General features: G+C 37.5%; 16 protein-coding genes and 1 other annotated feature. All 16 genes read left to right on the top strand.

The genetic code is table 11. The annotated features are described in order from the left end of the window. The first annotated feature begins 12 nt into the window (after positions 1 to 12). The 16 genes from ACYVEC_RS19350 to obgE all read left to right on the top strand — a co-directional run bounded on the left by ACYVEC_RS19350 (position 13) and on the right by obgE (position 12862). On the top strand, positions 13 to 975 hold the full coding sequence (locus ACYVEC_RS19350; RefSeq protein WP_063224835.1) for a hypothetical protein: 963 nt from the start codon (positions 13 to 15) through the stop codon (positions 973 to 975). Positions 976 to 1196: 221 nt separating this feature from the next. Continuing rightward, the gene (locus ACYVEC_RS19345; RefSeq protein WP_460507928.1) at positions 1197 to 1772 is read left to right on the top strand and encodes a Maf family protein; all 576 of its coding nucleotides are present in this window, start codon (positions 1197 to 1199) and stop codon (positions 1770 to 1772) included. Positions 1773 to 1818: 46 nt separating this feature from the next. Next, positions 1819 to 2496 (top strand): DNA repair protein RadC, encoded by a 678-nt coding sequence (radC, locus tag ACYVEC_RS19340; RefSeq protein ID WP_199677530.1) that lies wholly within the window; start codon positions 1819 to 1821, stop codon positions 2494 to 2496. A 157-nt stretch (positions 2497 to 2653) separates the two neighbouring features. Next, on the top strand, positions 2654 to 3673 hold the full coding sequence (gene mreB, locus ACYVEC_RS19335; protein WP_000466737.1) for a cell shape-determining protein MreB: 1020 nt from the start codon (positions 2654 to 2656) through the stop codon (positions 3671 to 3673). Positions 3674 to 3714: 41 nt separating this feature from the next. Continuing rightward, positions 3715 to 4566 carry a rod shape-determining protein MreC gene (gene mreC, locus ACYVEC_RS19330; protein WP_063224837.1) on the top strand — a complete coding sequence of 284 codons (852 nt, stop codon included), beginning with the start codon at positions 3715 to 3717 and terminating at the stop codon, positions 4564 to 4566. 14 nt (positions 4567 to 4580) lie between these two features. Then, positions 4581 to 5126 (top strand): rod shape-determining protein MreD, encoded by a 546-nt coding sequence (gene mreD / locus ACYVEC_RS19325; RefSeq protein ID WP_063224838.1) that lies wholly within the window; start codon positions 4581 to 4583, stop codon positions 5124 to 5126. 35 nt (positions 5127 to 5161) lie between these two features. Continuing rightward, on the top strand, positions 5162 to 5848 hold the full coding sequence (gene minC / locus ACYVEC_RS19320; RefSeq protein WP_063224839.1) for a septum site-determining protein MinC: 687 nt from the start codon (positions 5162 to 5164) through the stop codon (positions 5846 to 5848). Positions 5849 to 5850: 2 nt separating this feature from the next. Then, complete coding sequence (gene minD / locus ACYVEC_RS19315) at positions 5851 to 6648, top strand: septum site-determining protein MinD (RefSeq protein WP_000503310.1); 798 nt, start codon at positions 5851 to 5853, stop codon at positions 6646 to 6648. A 132-nt stretch (positions 6649 to 6780) separates the two neighbouring features. Next, positions 6781 to 7527, top strand: a complete 747-nt coding sequence (spoIVFA, locus tag ACYVEC_RS19310) for a stage IV sporulation protein SpoIVFA (protein WP_060632402.1) — start codon at positions 6781 to 6783, stop codon at positions 7525 to 7527. After that, on the top strand, positions 7520 to 8380 hold the full coding sequence (gene spoIVFB, locus ACYVEC_RS19305; RefSeq protein ID WP_063224840.1) for a stage IV sporulation intramembrane metalloprotease SpoIVFB: 861 nt from the start codon (positions 7520 to 7522) through the stop codon (positions 8378 to 8380). Before spoIVFA ends, spoIVFB begins: the two co-directional genes overlap by 8 nt. A gap of 67 nt (positions 8381 to 8447) precedes the next feature. Continuing rightward, positions 8448 to 9836: an Rne/Rng family ribonuclease gene (locus ACYVEC_RS19300; protein ID WP_063224841.1), complete on the top strand. Its 1389-nt coding sequence runs from the start codon at positions 8448 to 8450 to the stop codon at positions 9834 to 9836. Between the two features lie 77 nt (positions 9837 to 9913). Further along, positions 9914 to 9991, top strand: a sequence feature (ribosomal protein L21 leader region). A gap of 14 nt (positions 9992 to 10005) precedes the next feature. Then, entirely contained in the window at positions 10006 to 10314 is a 309-nt protein-coding gene (rplU, locus tag ACYVEC_RS19295) for a 50S ribosomal protein L21 (RefSeq protein WP_000270907.1), read from the top strand. An 11-nt stretch (positions 10315 to 10325) separates the two neighbouring features. Then, entirely contained in the window at positions 10326 to 10670 is a 345-nt protein-coding gene (locus ACYVEC_RS19290; protein WP_001973720.1) for a ribosomal-processing cysteine protease Prp, read from the top strand. A 3-nt stretch (positions 10671 to 10673) separates the two neighbouring features. Continuing rightward, complete coding sequence (gene rpmA / locus ACYVEC_RS19285) at positions 10674 to 10964, top strand: 50S ribosomal protein L27 (RefSeq protein ID WP_000944957.1); 291 nt, start codon at positions 10674 to 10676, stop codon at positions 10962 to 10964. Positions 10965 to 11027: 63 nt separating this feature from the next. Then, entirely contained in the window at positions 11028 to 11576 is a 549-nt protein-coding gene (locus ACYVEC_RS19280; RefSeq protein ID WP_063224842.1) for a sporulation initiation phosphotransferase B, read from the top strand. Further along, on the top strand, positions 11576 to 12862 hold the full coding sequence (gene obgE, locus ACYVEC_RS19275; protein WP_063224843.1) for a GTPase ObgE: 1287 nt from the start codon (positions 11576 to 11578) through the stop codon (positions 12860 to 12862). The genes ACYVEC_RS19280 and obgE overlap by 1 nt, the downstream gene beginning before the upstream one ends. Positions 12863 to 12991 lie beyond the last annotated feature (129 nt).

Genomic DNA, 12991 nt, shown 5'->3' with positions numbered 1-12991 from the left:
AGGTGTGAGTGTATGGACAAGCAATCACGAACGATCTCAGTGAAAGTGAATGGAACAGAAGCGAAGTATGAGGAGAAGAAGAAAGATGAATTTGAATGGATGGTAGTAGAAAGTGAAAGACCGAAAAACGTTGTTCCGTTTCAAAAAGCGAAATTAGTATCTACGGAAAAAAAACGAAAGAAGTGGAACAATACGTTAATTGCAATCGTTGCAACTGCGATTATTATTGGGACGGCGTTTGGGATGGGGATGCTACAGTTACTTAAAGGGCAAGGTGCAACAGGGGGAAGCGAAGTAACAGCTTCGAAGCAGATGCGAAATGAAGAATCAAAGGTCGGGGGAACGGCAGAACAAAAACCAGCACCAAAAGAGGAGAAACAAAAAGCGCAGACAGGAACGGCATTAGATCCAATGAAATTATTTTTTGTTCAAGGAGGAATTTATTCTTCCGAGGAAAAGGGACAGGCTGCTCTTGAAGAGTGGAAAGGTAATGGAGGCGTAGCAGCTTTAAAACCGAGCGGTGATAAGTATGCGTTAGTTGTTGGTATTGCTAGCGATGAACAAGGCATAAATCAATTAATGACGCAGTATAAAAATGAGAATGTCTCCGTATTGAAAAAGAGCTGGGATATAACAGATAAAGCGTTACTAAAAGACGATAAAGAAGTTGGGGCGTTTTTAACACAAGTACAGCCATTATATACTCATTTAGCAAAATATGCTTCTAGCGTACAAGCCAGTGGAAAAAGTAATGCAAAAGATATAGATGCGATTGAAAAAGAGTGGAAAGCGATTGAAAAAGAAGGGAAAAGTATGAAGCAGGAAGAAGCAAAGAAATTGTATATGTATACGTCAGTTGCTGTGCAAACAGTGAAGGGCGGAAAAAGTGATAAGGAATCCTTGGTGAAATTAAATCAAGTTATTATTGATGGTATACTCGCGTACGAAAAAATTGTTTCACAAAAGGTAAAATAATAGGATAATGAAATGACGAAGGAAGAAGTATAGGTACTTCTTTCTTTTCTTTTGAATCTAGAGCAAAGTGCTTTCTCTATGGCAGGAATATAATCGTATTTTAGTAAAGAAGTATTATTTTGTTTAGAGAAAATAATATTTCTTTCATTTGTGGACAAACTATTTCTTTGATACGATTGTTGTAAATTATTCTGCTTCATGTGAGAAAGGGAGGAGAAAATATGAGAAAAATTATTTTAGCTTCAGGATCACCTCGCAGGAAGGAATTACTTGAATTAGCAGGTGTGCCATTTGAAATTGTAGTAAGTGAAGTAGAAGAAACGATAGGTGCGTATTCATCACCTGCGGATATTGTGATGTCCCTTGCTCTGCAAAAAGCATCCGCGGTAGCAGAAAATAATAGTGATTACATTGTGTTAGGTGCAGACACAATTGTTACATATGAGTCACGTATTCTTGGAAAGCCATCTAATGAGGCTGAGGCGAAAGAAATGTTGCAATTATTATCAGGGAAAACACATGAAGTATATACGGGTGTTGCAATTATAGCAAAAGACAAAACAGTCACTTTTTATGAGCGTACAGAAGTTGCGTTTTGGGAATTAACAGAAGCAGAGATTGACGCATACGTTGCATCGAAGGAACCTCTTGATAAAGCAGGAAGCTATGGGATTCAAGGAAAAGGGTCTATTTTCGTTCAACATATTCAAGGGGATTACTATAGTGTAGTCGGCCTACCAATTGCACGTCTCGTTCGGGAGTTAAAACAATTTGATACTGATATAGCCCATGCGTAAAAGTGCATGGGATTTTCTTTGAGAGAACAAATAAAGGGGTGGAGAGATGAACGGTATTCGTGATGTTGTAAGGGAAGAACAGCCACGGGAGCGTTTATTGTTGGAAGGGGCTGGGAGTTTATCAAACCGAGAGCTTCTTGCAGTGTTACTCAGAACAGGTTCTAAAGAAGAAACAGTTTTAAAGTTATCAGATAAAATTTTGTATCACTTTGATGGTTTACGTATGTTGAAAGACGCAACGTTAGAAGAGTTAGTTAGTATACATGGTGTTGGGATTGCGAAGGCATCACAGCTCATGGCTGCTTTTGAACTAGGTAGAAGAATGGTCCGTTTAGAATATCAAAATAGATATAGCATACGAAGTCCGGAAGATTGTGCAAGATATATGATGGAAGAAATGCGTTTCCTTCAGCAGGAGCATTTTGTATGTTTATATTTGAACACAAAAAATCAAGTTATACATAGGCAAACAATTTTCATTGGAAGCTTAAACACATCAATCGTACATCCAAGGGAAGTTTTTAAAGAAGCGTTTCGCCGTGCAGCAGCCTCTATCATATGTCTTCATAACCATCCCTCAGGAGACCCCACGCCGAGCCGTGAAGATATTGAAGTAACAAAACGGTTAGTAGAATGCGGCCGAATTATCGGAATTGAAGTGCTTGATCATATTATAATAGGCGACCATAAATTCGTGAGTTTAAAGGAAAAAGGTCATATTTAAGACTATGCTTTTTACTTATTTTGTTTTATAATGTGATTTATGAGTTTTTTGTAGAAATTTATCTACAAAAAGGATAAAGATATAAAAAACGTACTGTTTTTATAATATAAAGTAAGAAAAAATGAGTCCGTGAAAACAAGAAAGGAAGATAAATAATATGTTTGGATTTGGTGGCTTTACTCGCGATCTTGGAATAGATTTAGGAACTGCGAACACGCTTGTATATGTAAAAGGAAAAGGTGTAGTTTTACGTGAACCTTCAGTAGTAGCGTTACAAACTGATACGAAACAAATCGTTGCTGTAGGTAGCGATGCAAAACAAATGATTGGTCGTACACCAGGAAACGTTGTGGCACTTCGCCCGATGAAAGACGGTGTAATTGCTGATTACGAAACAACAGCAACAATGATGAAATACTACATTCAACAAGCTCAAAAATCAAATGGATTCTTCTCACGTAAGCCTTACGTAATGGTATGTGTACCGTCTGGTATTACAGCTGTAGAAAGACGTGCAGTAATCGATGCGACTCGTCAAGCGGGTGCTCGTGATGCTTATCCAATCGAAGAACCATTTGCAGCGGCAATTGGTGCGAACTTACCTGTTTGGGAACCAACTGGTAGCATGGTTGTTGATATCGGTGGCGGTACAACAGAAGTTGCAATCATTTCTTTAGGTGGTATTGTAACAAGTCAATCAGTTCGTGTTGCTGGTGATGATATGGACGATTCAATCATTCAGTACATTAAGAAAAGCTACAACTTAATGATTGGTGAAAGAACAGCTGAAGCATTAAAATTAGAAATCGGTTCTGCAGGCGAGCCAGAAGGTATTGAGCCTATGGAAATTCGCGGTCGTGATTTAGTAAGTGGTTTACCAAAAACAGTACTAATTCAGCCAGAAGAAATTGCAGACGCATTAAAAGATACAGTAGATGCAATTGTAGAATCTGTTAAAAATACGTTAGAGAAAACTCCACCTGAATTAGCGGCAGACATTATGGACCGTGGTATCGTATTAACAGGTGGCGGAGCATTACTACGTAACTTAGATAAAGTTATTAGCGAAGAAACAAATATGCCAGTTCTTGTTGCAGAAGACCCATTAGATTGCGTAGCAATTGGAACGGGTAAAGCATTAGACAATATCGATCTTTTCAAAACTGCTGCTCGATAATATTGCAAAATAAAAATCAATGAAATTAAGAGGGTGTGAACGTGCCACAGTTTTTCTTAAACAAAAGATTAATTGTTTTGTTAGTTAGTATTATTCTTCTCGTGGCATTGATTGGAATCTCATTGAAAGAACGGAACAGTTTAACATGGCCAGAGCAGTTTGTTAAAGACACTGTCGGTGTTGTAGAACGTGTATTCCAAAAGCCAGCGAAATACGTAGCTGGATTCTTCGAAAATGTAGAGGATGTAAAGCGCACGTATGAAGAGAATAAAGAATTAAAAGCAAAATTAGATAATTATGCAGATCTATCAGGGAAAGTAAAACAATTAGAAGATGATAACAAGAAGTTACAAGAGTTAACGGGTAAAAAAGAGTTGAATAGCCAATATACTGAAATTCCAGCTACTGTTGTTTCTCGTAATCCAGATAAATGGTACGATTTAATCGGAATCGATAAAGGAGCACAGCAAGGAATTAAAAAAGATATGGCTGTAGTAACTTCACAAGGTTTAGTTGGGCGAGTGAAAAGTGTATCTCAGTTTACATCATCAGTAGAGTTGCTAAGCTCTATGAGCCGAACAAATCGTGTTTCTGCTATCGTACAAGGTGATGAGAAAATCTTTGGATTGATTGAAGGTTATGATAAAGAAAAGCACTTACTTCTTTTCACAAAGATTGGCTCTGATGCTAAGGTAGCGAAAGATCAACTAGTTGTAACATCTGGACTTGGTGATATTTTCCCGAAAGGTCTTGTAATTGGAACAATCGTTGATGTTCAGCCGGATCCATACGGCTTAACAAAAACAGCTTATGTAAAACCGGCCGCTGATTTGAATGACGTAGAGCATATTATGGTTGCTAAACGTGCAACGCCTTCAGCGCCATTAGAATAGGAGGGGGAGAAGAGATGATGAAGATTTTAAAAAGAGCAGCTCTTCCTCTTTTGCTCCTTTTTGTTTTTTTATTTGAAAATATGTTTGCTACTATTGTGCCAACAGAGGTTTTTTGGAAAAACAGTATAGCAGCACCTCATTTCTTTATAATTGTGTTATGTTTTATTACTGTGTACTATAGTCCGGTCCAAGGGATTTATTACGGACTTTTATTTGGTTTCTTATTTGATACCGTATACACAGAACTTGTCGGTATATATATTTTTGCGTATCCGATTTTAGCTTATTTAGTTTATAGTGTGATGAAAGTACTACAATTAAATTTATTTATTGTTGCTTCTATTGTACTAGCTAGCATTGTAGCACTAGAGTATTATGTGTATGGATTTTTAACTTTGTTAGGACGTACTCATATGTCAGCGTATGTCTTTTTCACAGATCGTCTCCTGTCTACTTTATTGCTAAATGCAATTTTCTTATTGATAGTTTGTTTCCCACTGAGACGATATTTAGTGCGTCTTTCAAAAGCGATGGAAGAAAAAGAAAAAAGGATTTTCTAATTTTATGTCGAATTGAATCGGTGGGGTGAACTTTAGTGGAAGAAAAAAAGCAACAAAATGTAACAATAAAAGGGACAAAAGACGGAATAACGCTTCATTTAGATGATTGTTGTTCATTCTCTGAATTACTGGAGGAATTGGATGAAAAGCTTTCTACACATTACTATGATGGTGATGGGCGCTCTTTAATTGAAGTGCATGTGAAAGTGGGAAATCGTTATTTAACAGAAGTCCAACAAGAAGAGATTCGTACGTTAATTCGTAATAAAAAGAATCTCGTTGTGGATTCAATTGAAAGTGATGTTATCACGAAAGCAGAAGCAATAGCTTGGAAAGAAGAAACAGAAATTGTCCCTATTTCCAAAATTGTTCGCTCTGGACAAGTTTTACATGTAAAAGGAAATTTATTGTTAATTGGAGATGTTAATCCAGGCGGAACGGTTATCGCTGGGGGGAATATTTTTGTCGTAGGATCATTAAGAGGAATTGCGCATGCTGGGTATTATGGGGATTCGGATGCTGTAATCGCTGCATCTGTTATGAACCCGATGCAACTTCGAATTAGTGATGTGGCAATGCGGGCTCCGGAAGAGAAAGAAGACGGAGCGGAGGCGGCAGAATGTGCGTATATTAATGAGAACAATCACATTGTTGTCGATCGACTGCAACTTCTCACTCATCTTAGACCTAATTTAACAAAGTTAGAAAGGGGAATTGTATAGCTGTGGGAGAGGCAATAGTAATTACATCTGGAAAAGGCGGAGTAGGTAAAACTACAACGTCTGCGAACATTGGTACAGCCCTAGCGTTATCTGGAAAGAAAGTGTGCTTAATTGACACAGATATCGGTCTTCGAAACTTAGACGTAGTAATGGGGCTGGAAAATCGTATTGTATTTGATCTTGTTGATGTCGTTGAAGGGCGTTGCCGTTTACCTCAGGCTCTTATTAAAGATAAACGTTTTGATGATCTTTATTTATTACCTGCAGCACAAACGAGTGATAAATCAGCGGTAACACCTGAACAAATGGATGAATTAATACAAGTATTACGTCAAGATTATGATTACATATTAATTGATTGTCCTGCGGGGATTGAGCAGGGATTTAAAAACGCGGTAGCTGGTGCGGATAAAGCAATCGTTGTTACGACGCCAGAAGTATCCTCAATGCGCGATGCAGATCGTATTATCGGGCTTTTAGAAAAAGAGGATATTGAACCACCGAAACTTGTTATTAACCGTGTGCGTAGTCATATGCTTCATGAACAGGATATGTTAGATGTTGATGAAATCGTACGTACATTGTCAATCGAGCTTCTTGGTGTTGTAGAAGATGATGATGAAGTTATTCGTGCTACAAATACAGGTGAACCTGTAGCGTTGCAACCGAGCGGAAAAGCAGCGTTAGCTTATCGTAATATTGCAAGACGTTTGTTGGGTGAGAATGTCCCATTACAAGCATTTGAACAAGAAAAGGTATCGGTATTTACAAAGATGAAAAACTTCTTTGGAATCCGTTAAAAGCACTTCGCATATTTGCGGAGTGCTTTCTTTTTTCTTCACACGAATATCTTCCTTTCCTAGCTCATACATATGTACAAACTGTATACAACTGTTTCTATTAAATTAGCTTAACGAAAGAAAGGAGACAGTATGAAGAATAGACGTGTAGAAGAAATTAAAAAACGGATTGCGAAGAGGAAGGCAGAGCAAGAAAGGATGGAGGAAGAGCAGTATTTTGCTGGAGGTAATTTTGATAGTGAAACAGTATTTATTGAAGATGGAGAAAAGGAAATTCATCCTTTGTTTCGAAAAGAAGTATTTTTCTTTAAAGTTTTATTATCAGCAATATTAGTTCTTTCTGTCGCTATTTTATATAAGAATGCCCCCCCTTCTTTCGGCGGTGCTAAAGCTGTTACAGAAAAAGTGATGAAGGAAGAATTTCAGTTTGCTACTGTAGCGAAATGGTACGAAAAGCAGTTTGGAAAACCTCTCGTATTCTATTCGCCTAATGAGAAAAAAGAAGGAACCATTCAGCAAAAAGATTATGCAATTCCTGCTTCAGGAAAGGTGATGCAAGGGTTTCAAAAAAATGGCCAAGGTGTATTTGTTCAAACAGCTACAAATGCAACTGTTGAGTCAGTGAATGAAGGATTAGTTGTTTTTGCAGGCAAGAAAGAGGAACTTGGTAATACAGTTCAAATTCAGCATGCGGATGGAACGGAGTCATGGTATGCAAATTTAAATGATATGTCAGTGAAATTATATGATTACGTTTCAAAGAAACAAAAAATTGGAACAGTGAACAATGATGCAAATAATAAAAATGGTAAGTTTTATTTCGCGATAAAAAAGAATGAAAAATTTATCGATCCGATTCAGGTGATTTCATTTGATTAAATATAGAGATATTTTAACGAAGATTTCAGTGCATCCGTTGTTTTGGGTTGTTATTGTCATTGGTATTTTCACGGCACGTTTTAAAGAGTTACTACTGTTATTTTGTATCGTTCTCATCCATGAACTCGGGCATGCTTTTGCAGCGGCACACTATAATTGGCGTATTAAAAAGATTCAACTTTTACCGTTTGGTGGTGTAGCTGAGCTTGAGGAACATGGGAATAAGTCATTGAAAGAGGAGCTTGTTGTCGTAATTGCAGGACCTATTCAACATATTTGGATGATGGCGGTAGGCTATATGTTGTTTGAAGTTGGTTGGCTTGATGCGGATTTATATTATTTCTTTATGTGGAATAATATAATTATTTTAGCGTTTAATTTACTCCCTATTTGGCCGCTTGATGGTGGGAAAGTATTGTTTAACGTATTATCATATCGTTTTCCTTATTTACAAGCACATGAAAAGATGATGAAATTATCATGTGTTTTTTTTAGTGTCATACTAGGGTGGCAGTTACTTTGGAATAGTAACAATATTATGATGTGGGTACTACTCATATTTTTAGCGGTATCGTTATATCAAGAATGGAAACAAAGACGATATGCCTTTATGCGTTTTTTATTAGAACGTTATTATGGGAACAAAAGGGGAATTGAAAAGATTGCACCTATTGAGGTGAAAACGGAAGATCGTTTATATACGATCTTCACAAAATTTCGTAGAGGGTATAAGCACTCTATTATCGTTCATGGAAAATATAAAGAACATTACACATTGGATGAAAATGAATTGCTCTATGCGTATTTTACTGAAAAACGAACAACATCATCTGTTGAAGAATTAATCGGTTAGTGTTGACGTTAGCACTAACCTTTTATTATTGTAAAAGCAAAGAAGATTATAAAGTGAGGAAATAATTTTGAAAACGTTATATATGAACTATGCTGGATCGGAAAAACGCGTTGCAATTGAAGAGAAGAAAAAAATTGTTGAGTTTTTATGGAAACGAAATGAAGAACAAGAGATTGTTGGGCATATTTATGTTGGACGTATCGTAAGAACAATAGCTGGAATGAACGCAGCTTTTGTAAACATCGGTTTAGAAAAACATGCGTATCTTTCATACGATGATGTACCATCTTCTTATCGTATACATGAAGGACAAGCGGTGCTCGTACAAGTTGTGAAAGAGGCAATTGATACGAAAGGGCCAAAATTGACAGCGAACATAGAATTTACCGGGAAATATGTCGTTTATATGCCATATGATGAAATGCGCGCGGTTTCTCGGAAAATAAAAAACAATAAAAGAAGGCAACAACTACTCCAAATTGAAGTGGAAGGGACGGGAGGTTACATTTTCCGTTCTGCTTCTGAAAAAGGAGAAATTGAAGAAATACAAGCTGAAATGCAAAGATTACAGCAGTTATATGAAGAGTTAAAAAGAAAAGAGGACCAGGGAAAGGCACCGTTATTACTTCATCGCCCGGCCACTTTTTTAGATCGGGTATTTCAAGAGAATCCAATTGAAACGATTGAAAAAGTAATTGTAGATACAAGAAGTATAGTAAAAGAGTTAGAAGAAAAAGTCGGAAAAGAAAAAGTGTCTTTTTATAATGAAAAGTCTTCAATGTTTAACCATTTTGGAATAGAGCGTGAAATTGAGAAAGCACTTCAAAAAATTGTGTGGCTTCCAAATGGTGCTTATTTAATTGTGGAGCAAATGGAGACGATGACTGTAATTGATGTGAATACGGGTAAGTTTACTGGAAAGCAGAATTTACAAGATACAGTCCTTCGTACAAATGAAGTGGCAGCTGAAGAGGTTGCACGTCAATTAAGACTGCGTGATATCGGTGGTATGATATTAATTGATTTTATTAATATGAAAAGAAGAGAAGATAAAGAAAAAATAAGAGAATGTCTCATCGCTGCTATGCAACATGATCGTACATATACAAGAGTGCTTGGGTTTACAGAGTTAGGGATTTTAGAGATGACACGCAAACGTAAAAAACATTCTTTACGTGACGTATTACTAGAAGAGTGTGTACCGTGCAAAGCGACGGGGTATGTGATGTCATATGAAACAATTGCGTATGAGCTAGAGAGAGAGCTAATTACATATGGAAGTATAGAAGATGAGGCGGTATTAATTGCTGCACCTAAAGAACTGCAAAAACAATTTTTACAAAAAGAATTACAAAAAAATATTCCATTTGAAATTTATTTCAAAGATGATATGATCGAAAAGTATGCAATTATCCGTTTCGGAAGTAAAAAAGAAATTATAGAACGGAAAAAATAGTTAGCAGAACATTTATTGACAACCGTCTATGATTCATGATAACATCTTTATGTTATAGTTTATAGCACCTAAACGGCTATATGCTACAACCGCACAAGACAGGTTCCCTAAAGGCATTTATGTCTACCTCGTTTTTGGCGAGTCTTAGTAATTAAGAGGAGGTGCAAGTATGTACGCAATTATCGAAACAGGTGGAAAACAAATTAAAGTTGAAGCTGGTCAAGCAATCTACATTGAAAAATTAGATGTTGAAGCTGGTGAAACTGTTACTTTTGACAAAGTTCTTTTCGTTGGTGGCGAAAACGTTAAAGTTGGTAGCCCAGTTGTAGAAGGTGCAACAGTTACTGCGAAAGTTGAAAAACAAGGTCGCGCTAAGAAAATCATCGTTTTCAAATACAAAGCGAAAAAGAACAATCGTAAGAAACAAGGTCATCGTCAACCTTACACTAAGCTAGTTGTTGAAGCTATCAACGCTTAATCCAGGTTAACATGATTAAAATTACGATAAGTCGCACGAAATTAGGAAGTATCCAATCATTTAAAATGACTGGACATGCCGATTATGCGCCACATGGACAAGACCTTGTCTGTGCTGGAACTACAGCGGTTGTGTTTGGTTCTATAAATGCAGTGGAAGAACTTTGTAATGTGCAGGCAACTATTGAACTCGGAAGTGATGGTGGATTCTTAACGTATGAATTGCCTAATGATTTAGACGTTCATGCAGCAGAAAAAGCACAAACGCTTTTAGAAGGATTGGTTGTTTCGCTTAAGACGATCGAACTTGATTACGGAAAGTATATCCGTTTAATAGAAAAAGTGCAGGAGGTGTAACGTATGTTAAGATTAGATCTTCAGTTTTTCGCATCTAAGAAAGGTGTAGGTAGTACAAAGAACGGTCGTGACTCTCAGTCAAAACGTCTTGGTGCTAAACGCGCAGATGGTCAAACGGTTTCAGGTGGTTCAATTCTTTACCGTCAACGCGGTACAAAAATTTATCCAGGTGTTAACGTTGGTCGTGGTGGCGATGACACTTTATACGCGAAAGTTGACGGCGTAGTACGCTTTGAGCGTCTTGGCCGTGACCGCAAACAAGTGAGCGTATATCCTGTTGCTCAAGAAGCATAAGAACTCACGGAAAACTCTAACCTGAGTGCAGGTTAGAGTTTTTCTATATTAAGGGGTATCTAAATGAATGAAAAATGGACAATTATAGATGCATTGCGCCATTCAAGACATGATTGGCTCAATCGTATGCAGATGGTGAAAGGAAACCTTTCCCTTGGAAAAGTGGAAGAAATTCATAGTCTCATCGATCGTTTTGTCCAAGAAGCGAGACAAGAATCCAATCTGATGGGGCTATCTATGCCTTTATTTTCAGAGTGGATTTTAACATATAATTGGAAACAGCAGCCGTGCTTATTGGAGTACGAAGTATTAGGGAAATTACATAACTTATCTCACTTAGATGAGACTGTATGTACATGGACGAATCAATTTTTCTCAATGCTTCAGCATAGTTTAGACGTATATGTTGAAAATTATGTTTGTATCACAATTGAATGTGACGCGGAGAATGCTCGTTTCTTTTTTGATTTTCGTGGTAAGCTAACGAGTGTAGAAGAACTACAGAATTGGCTTGCGAACCAAAACAATAAATGGTATTCCATTTCTTATACAGTAAGAGACGAAGAAGTCTCAGTTATATTACAACCAATTGAAAAAAGTGTGGTGAAATAATGTTTGTAGATCAGGTCAAGATATATGTAAAAGGCGGCGACGGTGGTAACGGAATGGTTGCGTATCGTCGTGAGAAGTATGTTCCTAAAGGTGGCCCAGCAGGTGGCGACGGTGGTAAAGGTGCAGATGTTGTTTTTGTTGTTGAGGAAGGGTTACGTACATTAATGGACTTCCGCTACCAACGTCATTTCAAAGCTGATCGCGGTCAGCATGGAATGAGTAAAGGTCAGCACGGACGTAAATCTGAAGATTTAATCGTAAAAGTTCCACCAGGAACAGTAGTAAAAGATGAAAAAACAGGTCAAATTCTTGCCGATTTAGTAACGCATGAACAAACAGCTGTAATCGCAAGAGGTGGCCGTGGTGGCCGTGGTAACTCACGTTTCGCAACAGCTACGAACCCAGCGCCAGAAATCGCTGAGAACGGGGAACCAGGTCAAGAGCGTGATGTCATTCTAGAACTTAAAGTACTAGCAGACGTTGGACTTGTTGGATTCCCAAGTGTAGGTAAATCTACATTATTATCTGTTGTATCATCAGCACGTCCGAAAATTGCAGAGTATCACTTTACAACAATCGTTCCGAATCTTGGTGTTGTTGAAACTGGTGATAACCGTAGCTTCGTTATGGCTGACCTTCCTGGACTAATTGAAGGCGCACATGCTGGCGTTGGACTTGGACACCAATTCTTACGCCATATCGAGCGTACACGTGTAATCGTGCATGTTATTGATATGTCTGGTTTAGAAGGCCGTGATCCATATGAAGATTACGTAACGATTAATAATGAATTAAAAGAATACAATATGCGTTTAACAGAGCGTCCACAAGTTGTTGTAGCAAACAAAATGGATATGCCAGATGCAGAAGAAAACTTACAAGGCTTTAAAGAGAAAGTGGGAGACGAAGTAAAAATCTTCCCAATCTCAGCTGTAACGAAACAAGGTGTTCGTGATTTACTGTTTGAAGTAGCGAACTTATTAGAAACAACACCAGAATTCCCGATGTACGATGTTGTTGATGAGTCTGAAGCAAGTGTAATGTACAAATTTGATGCTGAAGCTCTTAAATTTGAAATTACACGTGAAAGTGATGGCACGTTTGTTATCTCTGGTTACGATATTGAGAAGACATTCAAAATGACAGACTTCTCACGTGATGAATCTATACGTCGTTTCGCTCGTCAAATGCGCGGAATGGGTATTGATGAAGCGCTTCGTGCACGTGGTGCAAAAGACGGAGATATTGTAAAAATTCTTGAATATGAATTTGAATTTATCGATTAAGACTGCCGAAATATGGCAGTCTTTTTTTATATTGTAAAAGTCTGATTCGTACAGGAAAAAATCCCCACTAATTAAATTTTCAATTTATAATAGAAAAGGAGTGGTTTTATAAGAATTTTTTATGGGGAG

Source organism: Bacillus sp. MN7755, from assembly GCF_054771475.1.
This window is presented reverse-complemented; position numbering and strand designations above follow the sequence as displayed.